Annotated in this window: 20 protein-coding genes; 14 read left to right on the top strand and 6 right to left on the bottom strand. The window is 56.9% G+C overall.

Annotated elements, in window-relative coordinates; translation table 11 throughout:
- Positions 1–40: 40 nt before the first annotated feature.
- The 6 genes from NW808_RS11150 to NW808_RS11125 all read right to left on the bottom strand — a co-directional run bounded on the left by NW808_RS11150 (position 41) and on the right by NW808_RS11125 (position 7649).
- Entirely contained in the window at positions 41–1087 is a 1047-nt protein-coding gene (locus tag NW808_RS11150) for a Fe(3+) ABC transporter substrate-binding protein (RefSeq protein ID WP_414421229.1), read from the bottom strand.
- A 215-nt stretch (positions 1088–1302) separates the two neighbouring features.
- Positions 1303–5025, bottom strand: a complete 3723-nt coding sequence (locus tag NW808_RS11145; RefSeq protein ID WP_414421228.1) for a PAS domain S-box protein — start codon at positions 5023–5025, stop codon at positions 1303–1305.
- A gap of 110 nt (positions 5026–5135) precedes the next feature.
- Positions 5136–5711: a hypothetical protein gene (locus NW808_RS11140; protein ID WP_414421227.1), complete on the bottom strand. Its 576-nt coding sequence runs from the start codon at positions 5709–5711 to the stop codon at positions 5136–5138.
- Between the two features lie 48 nt (positions 5712–5759).
- Positions 5760–6368, bottom strand: a complete 609-nt coding sequence (locus NW808_RS11135) for a Uma2 family endonuclease (RefSeq protein ID WP_414421226.1) — start codon at positions 6366–6368, stop codon at positions 5760–5762.
- 29 nt (positions 6369–6397) lie between these two features.
- Positions 6398–6982 carry a Uma2 family endonuclease gene (locus tag NW808_RS11130; protein ID WP_414395677.1) on the bottom strand — a complete coding sequence of 195 codons (585 nt, stop codon included), beginning with the start codon at positions 6980–6982 and terminating at the stop codon, positions 6398–6400.
- A gap of 37 nt (positions 6983–7019) precedes the next feature.
- The gene (locus NW808_RS11125) at positions 7020–7649 is read right to left on the bottom strand and encodes a Uma2 family endonuclease (RefSeq protein ID WP_414421225.1); all 630 of its coding nucleotides are present in this window, start codon (positions 7647–7649) and stop codon (positions 7020–7022) included.
- A gap of 110 nt (positions 7650–7759) precedes the next feature.
- Between NW808_RS11125 and csx2 the strand changes: the two genes are divergently transcribed.
- The 14 genes from csx2 to NW808_RS11055 all read left to right on the top strand — a co-directional run bounded on the left by csx2 (position 7760) and on the right by NW808_RS11055 (position 22895).
- Entirely contained in the window at positions 7760–9067 is a 1308-nt protein-coding gene (csx2, locus tag NW808_RS11120; RefSeq protein ID WP_414410366.1) for a TIGR02221 family CRISPR-associated protein, read from the top strand.
- A gap of 224 nt (positions 9068–9291) precedes the next feature.
- Complete coding sequence (gene cas10, locus NW808_RS11115; RefSeq protein ID WP_414421224.1) at positions 9292–12279, top strand: type III-B CRISPR-associated protein Cas10/Cmr2; 2988 nt, start codon at positions 9292–9294, stop codon at positions 12277–12279.
- Positions 12276–13409, top strand: coding sequence for a type III-B CRISPR module-associated protein Cmr3 (locus NW808_RS11110; protein ID WP_414411709.1), 1134 nt, complete (start codon positions 12276–12278; stop codon positions 13407–13409). The genes cas10 and NW808_RS11110 overlap by 4 nt, the downstream gene beginning before the upstream one ends.
- A 45-nt stretch (positions 13410–13454) precedes the next feature.
- Positions 13455–14225: a type III-B CRISPR module RAMP protein Cmr4 gene (gene cmr4 / locus NW808_RS11105; RefSeq protein WP_414405930.1), complete on the top strand. Its 771-nt coding sequence runs from the start codon at positions 13455–13457 to the stop codon at positions 14223–14225.
- A gap of 13 nt (positions 14226–14238) precedes the next feature.
- The gene (locus NW808_RS11100; RefSeq protein WP_414421223.1) at positions 14239–14631 is read left to right on the top strand and encodes a hypothetical protein; all 393 of its coding nucleotides are present in this window, start codon (positions 14239–14241) and stop codon (positions 14629–14631) included.
- The gene (locus tag NW808_RS11095; RefSeq protein WP_414421222.1) at positions 14631–15272 is read left to right on the top strand and encodes a Uma2 family endonuclease; all 642 of its coding nucleotides are present in this window, start codon (positions 14631–14633) and stop codon (positions 15270–15272) included. The genes NW808_RS11100 and NW808_RS11095 overlap by 1 nt, the downstream gene beginning before the upstream one ends.
- A gap of 30 nt (positions 15273–15302) precedes the next feature.
- The gene (locus NW808_RS11090; protein WP_414421221.1) at positions 15303–17138 is read left to right on the top strand and encodes an RAMP superfamily CRISPR-associated protein; all 1836 of its coding nucleotides are present in this window, start codon (positions 15303–15305) and stop codon (positions 17136–17138) included.
- Position 17139: 1 nt separating this feature from the next.
- On the top strand, positions 17140–17439 hold the full coding sequence (gene csx18 / locus NW808_RS11085) for a CRISPR-associated protein Csx18 (RefSeq protein WP_414421220.1): 300 nt from the start codon (positions 17140–17142) through the stop codon (positions 17437–17439).
- A complete protein-coding gene (cas1, locus tag NW808_RS11080) occupies positions 17439–18428 on the top strand; it encodes a CRISPR-associated endonuclease Cas1 (RefSeq protein ID WP_414406321.1) in 990 nt (329 codons plus the stop codon). The genes csx18 and cas1 overlap by 1 nt, the downstream gene beginning before the upstream one ends.
- The gene (gene cas2 / locus NW808_RS11075; protein ID WP_414389456.1) at positions 18428–18706 is read left to right on the top strand and encodes a CRISPR-associated endonuclease Cas2; all 279 of its coding nucleotides are present in this window, start codon (positions 18428–18430) and stop codon (positions 18704–18706) included. The genes cas1 and cas2 overlap by 1 nt, the downstream gene beginning before the upstream one ends.
- Positions 18707–19289: 583 nt before the next feature.
- Positions 19290–20429, top strand: a complete 1140-nt coding sequence (gene cfa / locus NW808_RS11070; protein ID WP_414421219.1) for a cyclopropane fatty acyl phospholipid synthase — start codon at positions 19290–19292, stop codon at positions 20427–20429.
- Between the two features lie 117 nt (positions 20430–20546).
- Positions 20547–20990: a SufE family protein gene (locus NW808_RS11065; RefSeq protein WP_414421218.1), complete on the top strand. Its 444-nt coding sequence runs from the start codon at positions 20547–20549 to the stop codon at positions 20988–20990.
- 13 nt (positions 20991–21003) lie between these two features.
- Positions 21004–22122, top strand: a complete 1119-nt coding sequence (locus NW808_RS11060) for a metal ABC transporter solute-binding protein, Zn/Mn family (protein WP_414421217.1) — start codon at positions 21004–21006, stop codon at positions 22120–22122.
- Positions 22119–22895: a metal ABC transporter ATP-binding protein gene (locus tag NW808_RS11055; RefSeq protein ID WP_414421216.1), complete on the top strand. Its 777-nt coding sequence runs from the start codon at positions 22119–22121 to the stop codon at positions 22893–22895. Before NW808_RS11060 ends, NW808_RS11055 begins: the two co-directional genes overlap by 4 nt.
- The last annotated feature ends 8 nt before the right edge of the window (positions 22896–22903 follow it).

Genomic DNA, 22903 nt, shown 5'->3' with positions numbered 1-22903 from the left:
AGGCTCTCGGCAACCCCGGCATTTTGGGTGAACCTAGCCCTTACCGCCAACCAGCCCGATCCATGACTTTCAGGGCCTCGGGGGTAACGCGGCCAATGCTGGCGGCGTTGATCGTGTCTTCCTTGAAGGTGCCAAAGCTGGCCACCACCGAGTCGATCTCCGCCCCTGGCAGCACCGGGTACTCGTTGTTGCTCTGGGCAAAGATGGCCTGCGCCTCCGGGCCGGAGAGAAACTCCAGAAACTGGATGGCAGCCTCTTTATTGGGAGCGGTTTTCAGAATGCCGGCGCCGCTGATGTTGACGTGAGTGCCGCGATCCTTTTGGTTGGGGAAGAAGACGCCGATTTTCGCTGCTACAGCGCGATCTTCAGGCTTGTCGGATTTGATCAAACGCGCCAGATAGTAGGTGTTGGCGAGAGCCACGTCTCCTACGCCAGCGGCTACGGCTTTGATTTGATCAATATCTCCCCCCTCCGGCGGGCGCGCAAAGTTGGCCACCAAGCCCCGCGCCCACTTTTCCGTCTCCGGGATCCCGTGCGCCAAGATGATCGAAGCCGTCAGAGACTGGCTGTACACATTGCTGGAGGAGCGAGTGAGCACCTTGCCCCGCCACTTGGGGTCAGCGAGATCCTCATAGGTGGACAGCTCCTTGGGATCCACCTTGTCCTTGTTGTACATGATTACTCGCGCCCGCTTGGTTAGGCCGAACCAGTAGCCTTCCGGATCCCGCAGGGATTCTGGGATGTTTTTAGCGAGCGTCTCCGACTGGATAGGTTGAAACAAGCCTTCGTTTTGAGCCCGCCACAGCCGGGCCACATCTACTGTCATGAAAATGTCAGCGGGGCTGTTGGCTCCCTCGCTGCGGAGGCGCTGGAGAATCTCGTCGGCGTTGCCCTGCACCCAGTTTACCCTAATGCCCGTTTTCTGTCTGAAAAGTTCGTATAGTTTTTCATCTGTGCTGTAGTGCCGAGAGGTGTAGAGGTTGACCTCCCGGTTGGCGCCGCGAGCCGAACGCCCCAGCGAGCCTACTGTCAAGGCTACCGATCCCAACACAGCTGCGTTAACCAACTGCCGTCGCGATAAGCGCATACCCAACTCCTAAACTCAAAAAAATCTCAGGAAAAGCTGCTGCACTGATTTCGTCAGCAGCAACGGATCTGGCCCTAGAAGCGGACCAACCCTTCCAAATCCTGCTTTTCTAGACCAAGCTTATTGAGAGTCTGTATCAGTAGCTTCGCCCTAGGCAATGATAGGGGATCTCAAGTACTGAGTCAAGCTCTTAGGAGCTATTCTCACCAAGCAGATTAAAGTGGCGGCAGATGGGGCAGGTGGAGCGTAAAGGTTGTCCAGCCGGCGGCGCTGCTGACCTCGATGGATCCACGCAACTGATCCACCATCTGTTTCACCAAGGCCAGGCCTAGACCCGTGCCCCCTTCCTTCCAGGGATCATTGCTGGGAATGCGGTAAAAGCGCTCAAAGATGCGCGTGAGCTCCTCGGCAGGGATCTCTTGACTATTGCTGACCTGGATGCGGCTTCGACAATTTTCCGTTTCGATCTGCAAGCGGATGGATCCCTGGGGTGGGGTGTATTTCACCGCATTGTGCAGCAACTCGCGCAGGATTCGCCCTAAGAGCAAGGGATCTGTCGTGAGGGAGCTCTCCAGGGGAACGCTGGCTTGGAAAGTTTGCCCCTTGGCGCGGGCCCGCTCTTGGGTAACCGTCAGCAGATCCCCCAGCAGCTCCCGCCAGGTGAGGGCTTGGATGTTCAGGGCATAGGCCCCGGCTTGTAGCCGCTGCAGATCCAGCAGGTCGTTGATGAGCTCGATTTCCCGCTGACATTCTCGCTCGGCAATGCTCAAGTACTGAGCTCGTTTTTCGGGAGAAGGAGCCATCTGCAGCATCTTCAGAGCCATTTTCAGGCTGGTCAGGGGAGTGCGCAGCTCGTGGCTGACGGTGCTGATGAAGTCGTCTTTCAATTGGTTGAGGCGCTCTAGAGCTTGCACTTGCTCTTGGGCAGCTTGGAACAAGCGCGCCTGGCGCAGTCCAATGGCACATTGGTTGGCCACCTGCTGGATAAGTCGGATCTCCTGGTCGTCGAAAGGACGCCGAGCCGATCGAAAGATCCACAGATCCCCCAGGACTTGGCCTTTATCTAGCAAGGGACAAGCCATCACTACTTTGCGGTTTTCCAGGGCTTTCCCTGAAAAGCAAAATAGACAAGACTGCCCCCTGAGCAGTTGTCGATGAACGTCTCCGTAAGGGCCTCTCTGCAAAGGTACAGAGAGATTTAGGTAAGACTTCGAGCGGGGGCAATACTCGTAGCGGATGGTGGCAAGGGTGAAATCGGCGTTGTAAAGGCTGATGTCGCAGCCATCGGCATCTAGACTTTCTCCCAGCTCGCGCACGGCGGCGCTGAGGATCTCAGCTTCGTCGAGAGAATCGCGCACGCGGTTGGTAATGCTTCTTAGGAGAGCCTCAAATTGCAAAGCCCGCTCTAGCTCCGCAGTGCGCTGCCGCACTTTTTCCTCCAGCGTTTGCTTTAGAGCTTTTACCTGCTCGTACAACTGAGCCTGTTGCAACGCGATAGCCAACTGGTCGGTCAGCTTCTGCAAAAGCTCAATTTCCCACTCCTGCCACGGGCGGCTGGATTGGCAGTGCTGCGCCACCAAGAGGCCCCAAAGGTCTTCACCCCATCGGATTGGGATCACCAAGTTGGCCTGGGCCTGGAAAGATTCCAAGAGCTGCCGATAGCAAGGATCCAAACTGGCGGTCGCCACATTTTCGATGGCTTGCACAAAGCCCTGCTGGTACTTGCGATGGCAGGGATCCTTGTGGAAATACTCATCCCACACGTAGCGGCCCAAGTGACTAGGCCAGGGATCCACCACTGACTCAGCGGCCACAAACCCCCCTGCCCTCTCCTGCAACTGGTAGATCATTACCCGATCCACCTGGAGAAACTCCCGCACCTCGGCAGTGGTTGTTTGCAAAATAACTGGCAGGTCTAGAGCTTGTCGGATCCGCCGCAGCAAAGCCCCTAGTAGTCGCTCCCGCTCTGCTTCTTGCAGCAACAGATCCTGAGCCTGCTTAAGAGGAGTTATGTCCACAACAACGCCACAGACGGCATAGGGATCCCCCTGGCAATCTCGCAGGGCAAATTTGGTAACCCACTGGCTCAATTGCTTGCCATTGCGGGAAAAAATCCGCTCGTAGCTGACAGGATCCGGAGATTGGAGAGCTTTCTGATCCTGCTCTCGGAACTCGCGGGCCTCTTCGGGAGTGAAAAGCTCATCATCCAGCTTGCCAATAAGTTCTCCTAGCTCAAAACCTCTCTGTTGTAGATAAAACCTGTTGGCGTGAAGATAGCGCCCCTCCAGGTCTTTGAGGAAGATGGAAAAAGGGATCCCGTCCAGAAGAGCTCTAAGGCGAGCCTCACTTGCTTGTAAAGCCAGCTCTACCTCTTTTTGCTCGGTGATGTCTTCCGTAACACCTACAAAGCGGATGATTTCTTGCCGCTCATTAAAAATAGGCTGACAGGAAGTGCGTAACCAGCGCAGGCTGCCATCTCGATGGAAGATGCGGTAGGTGATTGGCTGCTCCCCTCGAATAACTCGAGGAAGAGATCGAAGAACACGGGGCAGATCTTCAGGGTGAAGCCTTTCTTTCCAAAGATCCGGTTTTTGATAAAACTCCTCCGGTGTGTATCCCCAGATGCTTTGACACCGGGGGCTTTCGTAGAGAACTTGGCTGAGATCTGCGGAACATACGAAGAAATTCACCGGCACAGCCTCGGCCATTTCCCGAAAGCGGGCTTCGCTTTCCCGCAAAGCTAGTTCCACCTGCTTTTGTTGGGTAATGTCGCGGCTGCTGCACACAATCCCCTGCACTAAAGGATCCTGCAAAAGGTTGGTGCAGCGGCTCTCCAGCCACACCCAATGGCCATCGGCATGCTGGGCCCGATAGACCAAGCTGAGCGTCTCGCCAGGCCGAGCCTTGAGTTGCTCAAGAGCATCAGCAACGACCTGACGATCCTCAGGGTGAACCCAATCCAAAGGCAGGGCTTCTCCCGAATTGGGGACACGACCCAAAATTTTCTCAACAACTGGGGGATTTAGGATGTATAGCAAACCTTGGGCATCGATCCGGCACAAGACGTCATGGCTGTTGTTGATGAAGGCGCGAAAGCGCTCCTGCTGCTCTGCTAGCTTTTGTTGCAGGCGCTTTAGCTCGGTGATGTCTAGGCTAACGCCGAGAACCCCCCAACCTTCCGATTGCTCTCTCAGGGGCACGACTACGGAATAGGTATAGCGCTCTTCTCCCTGAACGAGCTCTTTCCCCTCGTACTTGACAACTTCCCCTCGAAGGGCGCGGGCGACATACTCTTGCCAGTCCCCGTGTTCTTGAGCCACTGCCTCCAAAGAAGTGCCCAGCAGATCGCCAAACCAGGCGCGGTCGGTGGCATTTTGTAAAATCAGCACTCCTTGAGGATCCCTGGCCCACACCGATAACGGCAGGGCATCTAGCAAAGCGCGCAGTTGGGCTTCCCGCAGCCGCAGGTTTTCTTCCAATTGCTTCTTCTCGGTAATGTCTCGGCCTAGCCCACGAATAAACTGCAACCGGCCCCGCCAGTCAAAGATGCCCTGGTTGACCCACTCAAACCAGCGCACCTCTCCCCGCCCATCTATTAACCTACTGACTTGGCTAAAGAAGGGGTGCTGAGGAGTGAGCTGGGCTATTTTCTGCCGCACCTCCTCTTGCTCCTCTACTGGCAGGGCCTCAAGCCAGCGCCTGCCCCGCCAATCGCCTAAAACCTTCCGACAAGTCTCGTTACACTCCACAACCGTTGTATCCGCCCGCGCCAGTATGACGATATCTGCGAAACCCGGCTGAGCCTGTTGCAGCTGCCGCCTTTGCCAGTAGATCAGCACTGCTAGAGAAGATCCCCAAAGGACTAGCCAAAGCCAAGTGGGCAAAGTGTTCTGGCTGAGTAAGGTAATCAGGTTAACCAAATCCCTAGGGACGCTCATAGAAGTTAGGCTGGCCGATTAATCGGTAGCATTTCTAACCTAGACTCAGGCATTGTGCCAGCATTTCCGCTATCTCCCTGGGGAGGACAGTATCCCCTGACAAGGGAGCTTTAGGACAAGGGGTTCTTTTTTGGATTTCCTAGATATGCCTGAATCCAGCCCACCAGCCGCTGAGAGAGCACGAAAGCCTCTGGCTCGCTCCCTTTGACGCCTACTTGGCTATTGAAGCAAGCGATGACCTCCTCTTTCAGATCAGGCTGGGAAGGGTCTTCGCGAAACTGGAGCCGCACCTGACTTTGGACTTGGAAACTCTCTTGGGCTTGGTTGTCTAAGACCTCCCAGCCTACCCGATGTATCCGCACCCCTTGCAATTGAGCCAAGGGATAGGAGAACGCCTGCTGCCGCCAAATTCCCCAAGGGCCACGCAGACGGGTTAAGGTGACCCGTTGGTTTTCGCGATCCAAGCTCAAGATTTGCCCCAACCCCCAAGGGATCCCAGTCCATAGGCCCACCCCCACAAGCACCAACCCCAAGAGCAGCGAACGGGCCCATAGTTGGGATCCCAGCGCCAACAGCCCTAGGCCCACAACCACTCGCCAGGCCAGTTGCTCAGGGGTAAACCTTTGCAGGGCAATCCGCAGTCGTCTGGGGTTGCGCTCCAGGACTTGCAGGTGAAGTGGTGCCATGAAAGCGGATCCCGTTTTTGGGGCCAGTTTACCAGGTGCCTTAGAACCCTAGAACTCAGGCTCGGCAAAAAACTCTGACAAATCCAAGGCAAAACCAGGGATCACCTCTTCGCCTTCCAGAATGTCCCCTGGCCGCTTCAATGCTGCGGGCTCAGGCTGGCGGTAGACTAAAACATACTTTTCTTCGGGATGAATGACCCAAACAAGCCGGGATCCGTTCTCAAAATACTCGACAATTTTGTCGTGGATCTCTCCTACAGTGTTGGCCTCAGAGAGAACCTCTATAGCCAGGTCCGGAGCTCCCTCGATATAGCCCTTGGGGATCCCGCCAAGGGATCGCAGCCGCTCTTTGGAGAAAAAAGAACAATCTGGGGAGCGGCGGTTGCCAGACTTCATCTTAAACGAGGTATCAGAGTCAAAGGTAAAGCCAAGCTTTTGGCTGCGGACATAGGCGCCCAGGAGGATGTGAATCAAACTTACATAGTACCCATGCTGTGCACCTGCTGAGCCCACGGCAACCAGTTCCCCGTTCACAACTTCATAGCGATTGCCATCATCGGGCAGGGCCATAAACTCTTCATCCGTCCAAATCTTCCGAGGAACTGCTGCAGAGTTTTCAGCAAGCTCTTGCGCTAGCCCTTCTAGAGCTTCAATCATGGTAACCCTCTCAAAAATAGCTAAAACAACTAAGGGATCCTCGCTTGGGCAAACACATCCTGCGGGACAACCGCTAGACCTGGGAGGAACTCATCCTGAATCACTTGGGATCCAGTAAATGTCCGCGGTGGGGCATCGGGATAAAAGACTGTGATGCTCTTAGCTTGGGGATCCACCACCCAAACTCGGGGGACGCCCGCATCCAAGTAATCGGCTACTTTCTGAAGCATCGCCCCAAAGCTTTGGCCAGGAGAAAGGATCTCAATCACCCACTCAGGAGCTACCGGACAAGGTCCATCTTGGGTATGCTGGGCTGGCCAGCGCTCAAAGGAAACATAGAGTAGGTCGGGAACCGGAAACCATTCTTTCCCTTGCCGCTGCAAAACAATCGCTAACTCTGTGTACACATCCCCCTTACCCTGACACCATGCATCCAGGATCCAAAGCAGTCGTTTCTGCAGGGAGGCATGAAACCTTTGGGGCGACATGGGCGCATCCTTGGGGACGGCTTGTCCATCGACCAGCTCATAGGTAACATCTCCCTCTGGCAAGGCTAGAAACTGCTCGGGAGTCAGTTTTTGACCTGAAACCAGCGGCTCTGTAGTTGATAGCATCAGGAGATCCTCCTTATCTCTTTCGCTCTTCTGCTGGCTAAGGGATCCGCGCTTGGGCAAATACATCCTGAGGAACAACCTTCAAGCCCGGCAAGAAATCCTCTTGAATAGCTTGGGATCCCGTAAAGGTCTTTGGCGGGGCATCGGGGTAGAAGACTGTGATGCTCTTGGCCTGCGGATCCACAATCCAAACGCGGGGGATCCCCGCTGCTTTTTGAAGTACAGCCCCAAAACTCTGCTCTGGAGTAAGAATCTCAACCACTAGTTCAGGAATGGCAGAACAAGGCTCATCGGCCATAGCCTCAATTGGCAATCGCTCATTGGAGATGTAGGTGATGTCCGGGATCGGGATCCAGGGCTCCCCTTGTCGACTTAGGACAATTGCCCATTCAGTGTGAGCGGATCTCAGCTTGGGACACTCAGCAGCGGAACACCAGTCCTCAAGGATTCGCCACAAGATAGGCTGAAGACGAGCGTGGAAGCGCTTTGGCGACATAGGTTCATGTTTGGGAACAGCTTGCCCATCGACCAGCTCACAGGTAGCATCTTCCTCTGGCAAGGCGAGAAGTTGTTCGGGAGTGAGCGATAGCTTTTCGTCGAGATCATGCTGGAATCCCCATCGCTCTAGAGGCCCACTGCTTTCTAGGTTAACTTCAGACTCTTTCACCTTCTCTGTTTGGGAAAAGGCGTCTTGTTTTCGTGAAGGGGGGCTTTCAGGTTGCAGGAGCTTGCCAGCGCCTATGCTTTGATTGTTGCAGGCTCACCTGGAGGATCCCTATGGCCAAAACCCTTTTGACTACCCTGGGCACCACCAAATACACGGAGACAGTGTATTTCTTTGGAGAGCAAAGGGCAGATAAAACCTGCTACGTTGCCAAAGCCCTCTGCCAGCTTTTTGAGATTGACAGGGTTGTTCTCCTGCTTACCGAAGAAGCCCGCGCTACGCACTGGAACTGTCTGCAGGACTGTCTTCCCTCCCACGTGGAGAAAATTGCCAGGGCTATCCCCGAAGGGAAAACCGAGGCAGAGACTTGGGAGATCTTCGACGTGCTGGTGGATAGCATCGAGCCTAACACCCAGCTGCTTTTTGATATCACCCACGCCTTTCGCTCCATCCCGGTGCTGATGCTCTTGGGAGCCGCCTTTTTGCGCAAGGCTAAAAACGTCGAGATCCAGGGGCTCTACTACGGCCTCTACCGCCATGGCCAGGCAGAAACCCCCATCATCGATCTCACGCCGGCCATTCGGCTTTTGGACTGGCTGACGGCTAGTGACAAGTTCATCAGCACCGGCTCGGCGGTGGAACTGGGGCAGCTTTTGGACAGGGTTCAACGGGACTTTTACCGGCAGCAAAAGCCCGGCAAAGGGGATCCCCGGCCCACCCGGCTGCAGGGCTTTGGACAGGCCATCCGCGACATCTCCCGTTCCCTAGAGCTGGTGAGGCCCGTCAGCCTGCAGGAGGACTTGCGCAAGTTACAACGCCACCCTACCGAGGAGTTGGCCAAGGAAGCGGGCCAATTTGCCAAGCCCCTTGGCCTACTGCTGCAAAGTATTCAAGATAGCTACAGCCAACTGGCGCTGCCGGCAGAAAAGGCGGCGGATCCCCAAGCGCAAGTTCAAAAGCACTTTCAACTGCTGCGCTGGTATGTTGAAAAGCGCCTCACCACCCAAGCCATTCTCTTGGCCCGCGAGTGGGTAGTCTCCGCCCTTTGCCTCTGTGAGGGGCTCCAAAACTACCGCCAACGAGAAGCGCGGCAAGTAGTTGAACACCAGTTGGGATCCCTTATCCAGCGGAAAAAGCAGCCCTTGGGAGATCCCCCTGCAACTGGCGAATCAGTCCAGCAAGAGGAGCAGCTTCAGTTCCTTCCTCCCATTGCCGCCCACGTTTCGGATGTGAAGCAGCTTGCTGATCTTTGGTCTTGCCTAAGCGAATACCGCAACGACGTGGCCCATGGGCAGATGAATCCCGATCCCCTAGGCGGCGAGGCCTTGGAGAGCTTTGTGCTGCAGAAGCTGCTGCCCAGCTTGGAGGCGCTGTTTCCCGAATTGACTCGGCTAGAAAAGGATCCCTCCGCTTCTTGGTAAACCCAACACATCGGCAGCTTCGTTCCCGCTTTTCAAGCCTAGTTAAAAAGTTGGCCAAGCTCAAGCTTGATCCTCCCAGACGACCAGAAAAAAGCTGAAGAAATCTACGAAGCAAGGGGGATCGACGGATGGTGTTTTGTAGCCTCTGTAACCTCGACACCAGAAGGCTGTCGGGTTCTTGTCTTTAGTTGTTCTAAACGTCCCCTTCCTGCTGCGAGAACACCATGGCTTATCACTACTGGCAAGCGAAGCTTTGGGGTCTGCTGCACGACCCCGCCCTCAAGGCCCTCCACGACGCCTCTGGCCGCGCCAAGGAAGGACTGTGGCCAAACCTAGCGGCGATGCGGGGGTGGATCTCGCCCAAGGCAGAGGGATCTCCTCTAGAAAGCGTTGGCGATGCGGATCTGGTCGCCTCCGCCAGCGATCGGGCTGCTATTGGCCACCTGCCGGTTGCCATCGACTACCAGGTAGCTGATTGCAGCCAGAGCCTGGGGCCGGGCCTAGAGATGAGCCATCTCCTTTCGGGGCGCAAGCGCTTTTGGCAACTGCCCGAAGAAGAACACCGCGCCCTGCGGCAGGCCAGCTCCCGCGCCGAGTACCTGCTGCGGCGGGAAGCAAGGGTGGTTCCCGACTGGATCTGGCAAGAGGAGGACATCCAGAAGGTGTTCTGGTGGTTCTGGCGCTGTTTCCCCCAGGCGTTGGTTCGGGAATTTGGCGATGAAAACCTTCTGCTTTTGCCAGCAGAAACGCGGCTGCCCGATGGATCCCTGTGGAGCCACACCAGCGTTGTGGCGGCCCTGGCAGGCTGTTTGGCCGGCTACGACGAACCCAAGTTCACGCGGCCTTTTTTGGCCAGCTTTACCTTCAACCCCATCCAGGAGCTGATCAAAGCCAGCCGCAAGATGCGGGACTTCTGGGCTGGATCCTGGCTGTTGCACTACCTCTCGGCACGGCTTTGCTGGGAGCTGGCGGAGAAATACGGCCCTGACTGTCTACTCTACCCCAGCCTCTACGGCCAGCCCTTGATCGACGCCTGGCTCTTGAAGCGATATCCCGAATTTGCCCAGTGGATCCCTCAGCCTTCTGCCAACGCCCTCCTCACTGCCGGCTTCCCCAACGTGCTCCTTTTGCTATTGCCCCAAGATCGGGTGCAGGCGGCCATGCAGTTTGCCCAGCAGACCCTCAAAGACGAATGGCGGCAGCTAGCGCAAAAGGCGCTGGAGCACCTGCAACTGGAGCGCCGCTGGCTGGTGCAGTTGCGCCCGGAGGATCCCACCTGGAAGGGATGGCTGGAGCACCAGTGGCAGATCTACTGGGCGGCGGCGCCCCTGGGATCCCCCCACCAAAGGCTTAAAGACACCGCCATCCTCAAGTCCCAGGAGTCCATCGAGCGGGATCCCTGGGTCAGCGCCCAAAACCGCACCTACCATCTCAAAGGAAAGCGGCAGCTTTTTGCCGACCCGGAGCTGAAGTTCCTGCGGATCAGCTTCTGGGATCCCGAAAGGCAGCAGCACCGCCAGCACAAGCCAGGGCTAAACGTAGGCTCCTGGTGGGCAGCGGCAGTGGAGGCGACGCGCCGGCTGCAGGCTGCCTGCAAACAGGCCCGCGATTGGCAGTTGCCGGTGGCCTTTGGGCCGCGCAGCACCGTCTCTGGCCTAGGGCCGGTGGTTCACCCTTCCCCCAGGAATCGCTGGATTAGCGAAGGGGAGAGCCGGCGGCTTTGGCAGCGCCAGGCAGGGCTTTTCGATGGCCGCGAGCAGCTCAACGCCACCGAAACGGTTAAGCGGGCCCTAGACAAGGTGTTGCCGGAGCTCTTCCCCACCCTCGACGAAGACGAGGTCGCCGCTTCCTACCCAGATCTCACTGCTGGCGTGGCTGGTTACCTGAAAACCCACGGGCGACGCGAGCTGGAGCACTTCGAGCAGGCCTGCCGCGCCGTTGAGGCCATCCACCCCGCCATTCGGGAGGTCATCCGAGAAATGCGCGGCAAGTGGGGGATCCCGTGGGCTGACCAGCAAAACCTGCGCTACCACCCGCGGCTGCTCAACGCCGGCTGGCTGGTGGAAGACCTGGAAGCGGACGAGGCAACCCAGAAGCGCTGCCGCCAGGAGATAGAAGCCACCCTCAGCCGCTACTACCCCAGCATCAACCCTGCCAGTTGGTACGTGCTGGCCGCGGGCGATGGCGACGACATGGGCCAGTGGCTGAGCGGGGGGAAGATGAAGCCCTACTACGACTACCTGCCCCAGCCGCTGCAGCGCCTAGCGGATGGCCAGAGGGACGCTATTGGCCGCGTCCTCGACTCTGAAGAGCTCAAGCAAGTCAAGGACGCCTTCAGCGAGTTTGTTAAAGCCAGCCGCAAGCGCATGGGCCCAGCCACCCACAGCGCCCTCAGCCGGGCTCTGTTGGATTTTTCTGGCCAGTTGGTGCCCTACCTTACTGAACAGCGCTATGCCGGCAGGCTCATCTACGCCGGGGGGGACGACGTTCTGGCCTACACCAACCTCTGGGAGTGGGATAGTTGGCTCTGGGACATCCGCCAGTGTTTCCGCGGCGGCGAAGACGACTGGCGCGAGTTTGCCAACGAAGGGGACTACTGGCAGTGGCAAAAGGCGCAGTTGCCGGCTGGCCTAAGCCGTCGCCCTCTTTTTACCCTGGGATCCCTGGCCAGCATTAGCTTTGGGGTGGTGATTGCCCACCACTCGGTGCCCCTGGCCATTGCCCTGGAAAACCTCTGGGAGGCCGAACAAGGGGCCAAGGGGCAGGCCTATGCCTCTAGCAGCCCCAAGGACAGCGTCCAGGTGCGGCTGCTGTTTGCCAACGGCAACCAACTGGTGAGCACCTGCAAGTTCGACACCTTCGACAAGTGGAAGGATCTGCTGGACTTCGACTGGAAGCTGTTGGGCCAGAAGCAGGATCAGAGCTCTCTGTTTGAGCAGGCCGCCCAGCTTTGGGAGCAGCACCCAGCCCCCACCTTGGAAGCAGTGCCCGATTGGGCCCGCTTGTTCTGCAGCCGCCGGGATCTCTTTCGCGGCGAAAGTGAGCAGAAGGATCGCTTCCAGGCCAAGCTGGTCGAGTTTATTCAGCACTTCTGGCAGCACAGCCTGCCCGCCCAGCCGGCGGCGTGGGATCTGGCCATCAAAAACTGGTTCAAGCTGGCGGCCTTTGTGCTGCGCAACCGCACCGTGGAATTGGGGAGAAATGCGCGATGAGTTGGTTTGTGCTCTCGCCTTTGGATGTGTGGATGTTTCGCGATGCCAAGCCCTTTGCGCCGGGGGAGCGGGCCTGGGCCACCAGCGGCTTTCCGCCCAGCGGGCACACCCTTGCCGGCGCTATCCTAGCTCACCTGGGCCAGCCGGCAACCCTGCGCCTCTGCGGCCCCTTTCTCTGCTGCGAGGAGCAGCTTTACTTCCCCAGCCCCTTGCACCTTTACCAGGGATCCCCCCTGGTGCCCATCCCCTGGCTGGAAGAGGGCCATGCCTACGGCAGCTACCGCTGGGATCCCACCCGGCCAGCCCCTCTGGTGACAGCGGCTCAGCTCGAGGAAGAAAAAAGCCCGCAAAGCCCCAAGCAAAAGGCTGCTGGCTACCTACCCTGGCAGGCGGTGCAAAAAGCCCTGCAAGGCAAGGGCTGGGATCTGGAGCAGGCAGTAAAGTCCCCCTGGGTAGAGGAAGTGCGGCCCCACAACACCTTGCAGGCAGGCAAACGCCAGGTGCGGGAGACCGATGGCTACTTTGTGGAAACCTGCATCCGCCTGCAGCCCGGCTGGAGCCTGGCTCTTTCCATCGAGTGCTGGGATCCAGAGCGCGAAAGCTGGGATCCCTTGCCCCTAGCGCAAGAAGTAGTGGTGCGGCTAGGGGGAGAAGGCCACGCTGCTCTCCTCAGCCCCTGCCCAAAGCTGGGCAAGCAGTGGCAAGTGCTGCAGGAGCTCTCCCAGCAGACCTTCCGGCAAGCCCGCCGAGCTCTGGCCTACCTGGTGACCCCCGGCGTGTTCATCAAAAAGGTGGAGGGGCGCTCCCTCTGCCGCGCCTGGCCCTGGGAGTGGCGCTTGGCCACCCCTCATCCTGCCCACTCCCTCACTGGCCCTCTGGTGAGCGTGGCCACCGGCAAACCGGTTCCCATTAGTGGCCGCCTGCGGGTGGAGTCCCTGACAGAGCCGCGCAAGACCAGCCTGCCAGCTCCGCAAGTGTTTGCCGCCCCGCCTGGCAGCATCTACTACCTGGAGCATCCAGCTCCCCTTGCCCAGGACGAGCCGGAGCTGGAAGATGGCCGGCTCAACGTCTTCCACCGCTGGCGGCTTCTAGGCTACAGCGAGTTGCTCTGGCTGCCTTGGGCCCATTGAGCTTGCTTTTGAAGTCCTGTTTTAACGGATAAGGAGTGTTTTTCTATGGCCTTTCACCTGGTCTATCTCACCTTGCTGACTCCCCTGCACACCGGCGGCACCACCCAAGAAGGCAACCTCTTGGGCATTGCCCGCGAGGCCCACACCAACTTGCCCTACATCCCTTCCAGCACCATCCGCGGCAAATTGCGGGCCAGCGTGGCCGAGAAAGAGTTAAAGTTTGAGCTTTTTGGCAACGAAATTGGGGAGGGGGATCAGCTTACCCAAGGCTCCATTTGGATTGGAGATGGATCCCTCTTGTGGGTGCCGGTGGCTTCCCTCAGCCACGGCGTGATCTGGATAAGCTGCCCGCTCTTGCTCAAGCGCTGGCTGCGGCTAAGTGGCCAGAAGTTGCAGGTGCCGGAGCCCTATAGCACCAACTTGGAGGCAAACCGACCCATCTATCTCAAGGATGCCATCCTAAAGAACGGTCTAAAGAAGTGGGAAAACTGGCAAAACTTTGTCAAATCTTCCAGCATCACCCGCGTCATTGTCTTGCCGGATCAGCACTGTGCCACCCTTATTCAAATGAGCCTGTGGCGGCAGGTGAAAGTTAAGCTCAGCGAGCACAAAGTTGTAGAAGGCGGCTTTCGCTACGAAGAGGCCATTCCCCCCGATAGCTTGATGTACTTTACCTGGGGGGTAACAGCCCAATCCAACGGCAATTCCCAGAAAGCAGTGGAGCAATTTCGGAAGCTCCTGCAGGGTAACCAGCTCCTGCAAATTGGCGGCCAGGAGAGCCTAGGCCGTGGCTTTGTCGAGTTGTCTTGGAACTAGTTGAGGAAGTTTTATGGAGACTTTTGACCCGCGCACCTTAGCCAAGCCCGTTTATGAATCGCTTTGCCAACTGAGAACCCAGACCGGGGATCTAGAAAAGCTTAGAGAACAGAAAAACCAGGCCGTAGAACTCTACACCTACCTTTCCACCTGGGGCCTACTGCGCCTTAAGGCAGAAGAGAATGCCCTTAGCCAAGAGGGAAAAAAGCAAGTGGTCAAGGAGTTTTTTAGTTGTCTAGAGGAGATCTCTGGCCAAAAAGGAATTGCTGGCTCCAACGGTCTAAACCTTCTTATGCAATTGGGAGTTGAAGAGTATCTGGGCCTCACAGGACTGGGTCTGGCTTTAGCTCAGGAGTTTGGCTTTTGGGCCACGGCCATCTACCACGACGTCAAAGGAGGAGAGTAATGGGTGTAGCCATTCCCCTGCAGTCTATCCACCTCCAAGAGGGGAGCCGAGTGGTCATCCATCCGTTGACCTGGCAAGACTGCGAGAACATTCTGGAAGAGCTGGGCGAAGATCGCCATACTCGCATTGCCTACTGCAATGGAACTTTCGAGATTATGTCTCCCTTATCCAAGCATGAACGCCCTCATCGCATCGCTGGAGATATTGTAAAAGCTCTCCTCGATGCTCAAGGGAGAGACTGGGAAGACTTTGGCTCAACAACCCTCAAAAAATCTGGCAGTGCTGGAGTAGAACCAGACACCTGTTTCTATGTCAATCACCTAGAGCAGGTGCGTGGCTGTGAGGGAAGGATCGATGTTGATTTGTTCCCCCCGCCCGATCTGGCCATTGAGTCCGATGTTACTTCCCAAACTTTTATCGACGCTTACAAAGCTATTGGCGTGCCGGAAGTTTGGCTCTTGGGTGAGCGAAGTTTGCGGATATTTATTCTGCAGGGAGAAGACTACGTAGAATCGAGCTGCAGCCGGCTTTTTCCAGACTTCGACATCTCCAGTCTTGTACCTCAACTTATTCGACGCGCCTTAGAAATTGGCACCAGCGCTATGTTGCGCGAATTTCGGGAAACGCTTCGCAATTCCTAATACTGCTTTCCAGCTTTAGGAGAAGATCAAATGCCTAGCAATCGTCCTGCTCCCTGGTTAGGACATCCCTTGGATCCCAACCCCAGCCCAGATCCCACAGCGAGCTTTATTGAATATCTGCGTTGGATGAGGGCTCCAGCAACTCCTTTCAAAGACGGAGCCAAAGTCGATCTGGTGCACCAGGCAGAAGCAAAGGCAAACTACGGAGCGCGTCTTCAAGTTCTGAATGCTCGCATCAAACGCATTGCCGGAGAAAAAAACACTTTTCAGGTCACCTGTCCCTGGCGAATTCGGGTAGGCGGAGCCAAAGGCCCGGAGAGCATGCTGCTGCCCGCTTTTGATCACTTAGGGATCCCTTACCTTCCCAGCTCCACCTTGCGGGGGGTAGCCCGCGCCCAGGCTATTCGAGAGTTGATGCAGAAGCACAATCTGTCTTGGGAGGAGGCAGATAAAGCAGTGGCACCCTGGCTTGGGCATCTAGAAGCTGAGGATAAAGATAGTGCTGGCAAGGTGATCTTTTTGGATGCCTACCCTGTGCCGACCAAGACTCAAAAACAAGGGGATCCCGATAACTCCAGGTCGGGAGGCTTGGCTGTTGATATTGCCAATAACGTTTGGAGATGGAATGGCAACAGCTTGGAATATAAAGCAAATCCCAATGTCTTTTTCTCTCTCAAACAGGCCACGTTTTTAATCGGGATCCGCAAAGGCCCAGGCTGCACCGACGAGATGTTAGCCCAAGTGAAAGAATGGCTTATCCGCGGGCTGGAGCAAGGAGTGGGATCCCAAGTCAATACCGGCTACGGTCGGCTGATTCAAACTGGCAAAACTCTATCTCAATACAAGGGAGAATTCTTGCGGCTGCCTTTTGAGCTGGAGGGTCAGTTGATCCACGGGCGGCAAGTGGTCAACTGGAGACCTGATAAGAACCGGTATGACAACAAATCAATTGCCGAAGTCCGACCGGTAGCCTTTAAGAACATGCTGCGCTACTGGTTTCGAACCTTTGCCCTGGGTGTTTTGCCCGTGAAGCAGGTGCAGGAATGGGAGGGGCAACTTTTTGGGGCCATCACTCCCCAGCAAAAACACGGCTGGATCCATGTGGATTTGCTGAACGGCAAAGTCTCTCGGCCGGAGCCCAATCAGCGAGGAGAAGCCGCAGGCCAACAGGAAGGGATCCTTGTCTTGAGTTTTTCTAGCGAGTGCCAAAATTACGCTTCCCAAGCAGAGCAGGAGGCGGTGAAAAGGCTCTTTACTAACCTCACCTGGATGATGTTCCATCTGGGGGGTGTGGGCCAAGGTGCTAGAAGACCCTGCTACTCCCGCCAGGATCGCGACCGGCCTCCCTGGTGGCGCGGCTCTACCCTAATTCCCAAGTCAGAGAGTCCCTTCTGGGAGCTGCCAGGATCGGTGGTCGAGTTTCAGAAGCTTTTCCAAAAGCGACTGGGCAGCTTCTTTGAGGCTCTCAAGACTCTAACCCAGCAAGCCATTAACCCCAACAGCCCACAAAGTTTTGGCCGAGTTGACAGGGATAAATGGCCAGAAGCGGTAGATGCCAACTGCAAGATTGTAGTCTGCAGCGGCAGGAAAGATTCCCACAAGCCCTATGCCCTGGCAACTTTGCATCGCTTGGGTCGGCAGGGAGAAGGCCGGTACGACCGATGTTTGTGTGGGGGTGTACAGGGTGGTGCTGTGCCTTCTCCGGTTTGGATTGCCGATTTGGATGATTACCAAGTGGTTGCTGTTTTTGGGGCAACGGTGGATCCTAGGAAAAGTTATCTTGAACAGCTCAGGAAAAATGCTGACGATTTTGGAATAATCTGGCCCTTGAGTAGAGATCTTGGAGAATCTCTAGAGGAGGAATAAAATGTCTAAAAAGAGGATCAATGCCAAAGTTCTTAGAAACCTTGTTACAGCTGTGGTCAACGGCTCGATCACGCTGGCCATCCTGCTAATTGCCCCTTTGGGATTGGCAGCCGTGATTACCAATACCATTCTTGTCGCGATTGCCAGCTTCTTTTCGGGCATTCTGGCCGAGATCGTGATGGATTTCTTGTCAAGTCCTGAAATTGATGTTGAGATTTTACCGGAGCGTGGCCGCTCTAAACCCGGCAACACCATAGATCAGAGGCGAGGCGCTGAAGATCTGCGTCGTCATGACGAATAATGCGAACTTTATATGTCTCTCAGCAGGGGTGTAGGCTAAGCCTTAAGCAAGAGTTCGTAATGGTCTATTTGGGCGAGTCGCTCTTGCAGGAGGTGCCTCTACCCTTGCTGGAGCAAATTTTAATCTTTGGCCGATCCCAGGTAACCACAGACGTAGTGAGAGCGTGCCTGAGGCGGAATATTCCTATTGCCTATCTCTCCCGGCTAGGCTATTGCTATGGTCGCCTTGTTCCTATAGAGAGGGGGTACCGCCGCTTAGCTCATTTGCAACAGGCGCTCCCTGAAGAATGGCGATTGCAAACGGCAGCCCAGATGGTGCGAGCCAAGCTTCTCAATAGCCGAGTGCTGCTGATGAGGCAGCTCAGGCAGCGCCCCACTGAGACAGGGGATCTGACCCTGCGCAGTCTGGAACATTTGGCTGCTCAAGCTCTTGAGGCCAAGTCTCTAGATCAATTGCGGGGCATTGAAGGAGCGGCTGCGGCTCTGTATTTCCCGGAATTGGGAAATTGCCTTCAGCAAAGGGGCTTTGTTTTGCTTAACCGCACTCGACAGCCGCCCACTAACCCGGTTAATGCCATGCTCAGCTTTGGCTACATGGTGCTCTGGAACCATCTATTAACCCTGGTTGAGCTGCAAGATTTGGATCCCTATCAGGGTTGCTTGCACGCTAGCAGTGAACGCCATGCTGCTCTGGTTTCGGACTTACTGGAAGAATTTCGGGCGCCTATTGTAGATTCAATAGTCCTCTGGCTGATCAACAAGGGCATTATGAACATCGAAGAAGACTTTGAGTATCGCGATGGTGGCTGTTTTCTAAGTGATAGTGGCAGGAAAAAGTACCTTACAGCTTTCATCCAAAGAATGGAGGGATCCATCCAGACCCCTGACGGAGATCAACCCCGCTGGGATCTGCTAACGCAGCAAGTTAAAAAGTTTAAGCAATCCGTCTATAATCCTCAAGATTTGTACCAGCCCTACCGGATTCGCTGATGTTTCTTTATGTTGTTACCTACGATACTCCCTGCGACAAGCGACGCAAGAAAATTGCCGACCTGCTAGAAGGCTACGGCAAGCGCGTGCAATACAGCGTGTTTGAGTGCGTCCTCGACAAAGACAAGTTCGAGGAGCTCAAACTGCGGCTCCGCAAGAAGATCAAGCCCGAGGAAGACAGCGTCCGCTTCTATCCGCTCACTAGCTATGCCCTCGCCCAGGTGGAAATCTGGGGTGGGCCTGCCCTGACTGCACCCCCCAGCTCGGTCATTGTGTAGCTCAGGCAAGTCTCTTCCTACTTAAGCACTCGGTGTTTCCAAAAGCACACTCAAACGGTATCAACGCCTGCGCGAGCGATCCGCCAAAAGCCGCAAAGGCCGATTCTTTCGTCCGATCCCTCGACGCCTTGCGCCACAAGGCTTTCCGGCCCCAAAGCCCCCTCGCCAGCACCCTTTTTGCCGACTTTTTTCCGGATCCCTCGCAAATGGGTCTTGCATTCCTTGCCCTGCTTGGGTTTAATAGGGGTAGTGTTCCCCCTTCGGGGGGATCCCTAGAAATTGGAAACTAAGGAAACTCTTGGGAGCTTGAGGCTATAACGAACGCTCGTTCCCCCTTCGGGGGGATCCCTAGAAATTGGAAACATGCCACCTCCTTCAGCTTGGGTAGTAGGACTTTAGGTTCCCCCTTCGGGGGGATCCCTAGAAATTGGAAACTATTCAAACACGTAGGCGGTTTCTGGTTTGAGAATATTCGTTCCCCCTTCGGGGGGATCCCTAGAAATTGGAAACAACTTGTTGGATCCCTTGCCACCTTGGGGTGTATTTGTTGAGTCAGTTTCCCTGCAGTGAGGGATCCCTAGGGATGGGGAAAGGACTCAACAGCTTGCGCTGGCTGGCGCGTCAGTATGCGCTTCGAGTTCTGGATGCTGCCGGTATAACCCTCAACGGCTCACAGCCCTGGGATATTCAAGTTCACGACGAGCGGCTCTACCTGCGCTGCCTGCTCTATGGATCCCTGGGCTTTGGCGAGGCCTACATGGAGGGCTGGTGGGATTGCGAGGCCATTGATGAGTTAGTTTGTCGTCTCCTGACGGCCCAGGTGCCGCAGCGGGTGGGTTGGCTAATTCAGCCTCTAGTGGCTTTGGACAGTTACTTTGTCAACCGCCAGCGGGGCAAGGGGGCATTTGTGGTTGGCCAGCGCCACTACGACCTCGGCAACGACCTCTACGAAGCCATGCTGGATCGCCGCATGATCTATAGCTGTGCCTACTGGGATGGGGGGGCGCAGACCCTGGACGAGGCCCAGGAAGCCAAGCTGGATCTCATTGCCCGCAAGCTGGATCTGCAGCCCGGCATGCGCGTGCTCGACATCGGCTGTGGCTGGGGCGGCACAGCCCAGTACCTGGCCGAACGCTACGGGGTGCAGGTTGTGGGGATTACTGTTTCCAAAGAGCAAGCCAAACTGGCCAGCGAACGCTGCCGCGGCCTGCCGGTCGAGATTCGGTTAGAAGACTATCGCCAGACCCAGGGAAAGTTTGATCGCATCCTTTCTGTCGGCATGTTTGAACATGTTGGCTACCGAAACTACCGAACGTTTATGCAGGTAGCCCGCCGCTTGTTGAACGACAATGGCTTGTTTCTTCTGCACACCATCGGCAGCAACGTGGCCTACCAAGGTCGGGATCCCTGGATTGAGCGCTACATTTTTCCCAACTCGATGCTGCCCTCGCCTCGTCAAATAACCGCGGCCTTCGAGGGCCTGTTCGTGTTGGAAGACTGGCACAACTTTGGCATCAACTACGTGGCCACCCTAAAAGCTTGGCACGCCAATTTTGAGCGGGCATGGCCCCAACTGGCTAGGCGCTACGACGAGCGCTTCCGCCGCATGTGGCGGCTTTACCTGCTAATGAGCGCTGGCAGCTTCAAGGCCCGGGCTAGCCAGCTCTGGCAACTGGTCCTCTCCCCGAGGGGAGTAAAAGGCGGCTATCGCTCGGTGCGGTAGCAAGGTCTAGGATACCCGCCAAGCGCTGGCTGACCTAGGCTGCCCCTGACAGCGTCGGCAGGCTCTGAGGCAGCGTGCTACAATTTTGATTATCATTCTCATTCAGCCAGTGGGTTGATGCCCGAAGCTCTGCGGCAGATTGTGGGTCGCTTTCAAAAGGCCAAAACCCCTCGTCAGAAGTACGAGTTGCTCTTGGCCTATGCCAAGCGCCTGCCCCCTTTCCCCGAGTCGCAGCGGACGGAGGAGAATCTGGTGCGGGGTTGCGCCTCGCGGGTGTGGCTGGCCACCGAATTGAGGGACGGCAAGGTCTACATCCAGGGAGATGCCGACGCCCAGTTGGTCAAGGGCTTGGTGGCCATTCTGGTGGAGGGGCTAAGTGGCCTAGCGCCGGAGGAAATTTTGGGGGTTTCCCTGAATTTCGTGCGGGAGATGGGTCTTAACTTCAGCCTTAGCCCTTCCCGAAGCAACGGCCTGGTGAGCATGTTTGCCCTGCTCCAGCAGCGGGCCTTGACTTTCCAGCAGTTAGGCACTTCCGACGCTGCCGCCTCTGTTGTCTCGTGAGGTGTTGGGGCCCATGACCAATAGGACTAACTCTCCGCGTTTGGCTCAACCTGTGCAGTCGCTGGTCTTGCTGGTGGCCGCTCTCTCAGTCGGGATCCTGGGTTGCTCGCAGACACGCCGGCAAGAGCCCCAGGCCCAGCAGGGATCCGACCCCCCGAAGGTGGTGACCACCATCCTGCCGATGACGCAATTTACCCGCGCCGTGGCGGGGGATCGGGCGGAGGTGAGGCCTCTAATCCCTCCCCAGATGGGGACCCACAGCTTTCAGGCTCGGCCTGAGGAGGTTCGTTTGCTGGCTCAGGCGGATGTGCTGGTGATCAACGGGTTGGGTATGGAAACGTTTTTGGAAGGGTTGATCGCCAGCGCTGGGAACCCCCAATTGCAAATCGTTGACAGCAGCGAAGGGCTCCCAACTTTGCGGGCTGAGGAGCCAGAGCATGGGCACTCCCACGGTCACGGCCATGGACACTCTCATGGACACAGTCACGGCCATTCTCACGGGCATGGCCATGGCCACCCTCATGGGCACAGCCACGGCGAGTTTAACCCCCACATTTGGCTGGATCCCAGGCGGGCCATTCAGCAGGTGGAAAATATTCGTGATGGCCTCATCTCTGTAGATCCGGCGGGGGCAGAGATCTACCAGGCCAACGCGGCTGCCTTTATCGAGAAGCTCAAGGCTTTGGACGAGGAAATTGAGCGGCGCCTAGCCCCCTTTGCAGGGAAAAAGTTTGTGGTCTTCCACAACTTTGCCCCCTACTTTGCCGAGCGTTACAACCTCAAGGCTGAGTTTTTGGTGGAGCCTGAAGCCAGCCCCTCCCCCGAAGATGTGCGGCGGGTGATGGAGACGGTGCGGGCATCCGGCCTGAAGACGATCCTGGTGGAACCGCAGCTGGGGAGTAACAACCCCTTTGAGGTTTTGGCCAGAGACCTAGGGATCCAAGTTCGCGTTTTCGATCCCATCGAAACGGCTGGCCCAGAGGGTCTGGAGCCGGAGTACTACCTAACCGTCATGCGGCAAAACGTGGAGAACCTGGTCTCCGCCTTTGAGAAGGAAAAGGCCTGGGTTCCCCTGCAGTTGCCCGTGGTGGGCCAAGCTGCCCTCGAACACCTGCTGGCGAGGGGGCGATGACCTCCCACTTGGGCGAAGTTGTCCTTTGGGTGGAGGGGCTGACGGTCTATCGGGGATCCCAGTTGGCCGTGCAGAATGTGTCGTTTGCGCTGGAGGCGGGATCCCATACCGCCATTGTCGGCCCCAATGGTGCCGGCAAGAGCACGTTGGTGCAGGCCATCCTGGGCATCCTGCCGCGGCAGTGTGGCTCGATTTGCATTCTGGGAGAGCCGCTGCGCCTGTCGGGGTACTTGCCCCAGAAAGTGCGGCAGCAGATTGCCTACGTGCCCCAGCGGTTGCAGTTCAACCCCGCCATTCCCCTGACCGTGGCCGAGTTTGTTGCCCTGGGCTGGGGATCCCTCAAACCTCGCTGGCCCTGGCAGCAGCAAGCTGCTCGGCAGGAAGCCGTCCAGAAAGCCCTGCAACGGGCCGAGGCTCTACACCTGGCCTCTAAACTCCTGGGTCAACTAAGCGGCGGCGAGCTGAAGCGGGTGCTGTTGGCCTATTGCCTAGTCTGGCCGCGGCGGCTGCTGGTGCTGGACGAGGCCCCCGCCGGCTTGGATAGCCCCAGCGAAGGGGAGTTCTATCGGATGTTGGAAGAGCTGCGCCGATCCCTGGGCTGGACCATCCTACAAGTCTCCCACGACCTGGAAATGGTGTCCCGCCATTGCGACCGCGTGTTGTGCCTCAATCGCTCCCTGATCTGCCAGGGATCCCCCGAGGTGGTCTTGGCGCCGGAGATGCTGAGCTGCGTCTACAGCCCCGAGTTTGCCCGCTACATCCAACATCACTAAGGAGGGGA

Source organism: Synechococcus sp. W70.1, assembly GCF_047461515.1.
Classification (GTDB): domain Bacteria; phylum Cyanobacteriota; class Cyanobacteriia; order Thermostichales; family Thermostichaceae; genus Thermostichus.
This window is presented reverse-complemented; position numbering and strand designations above follow the sequence as displayed.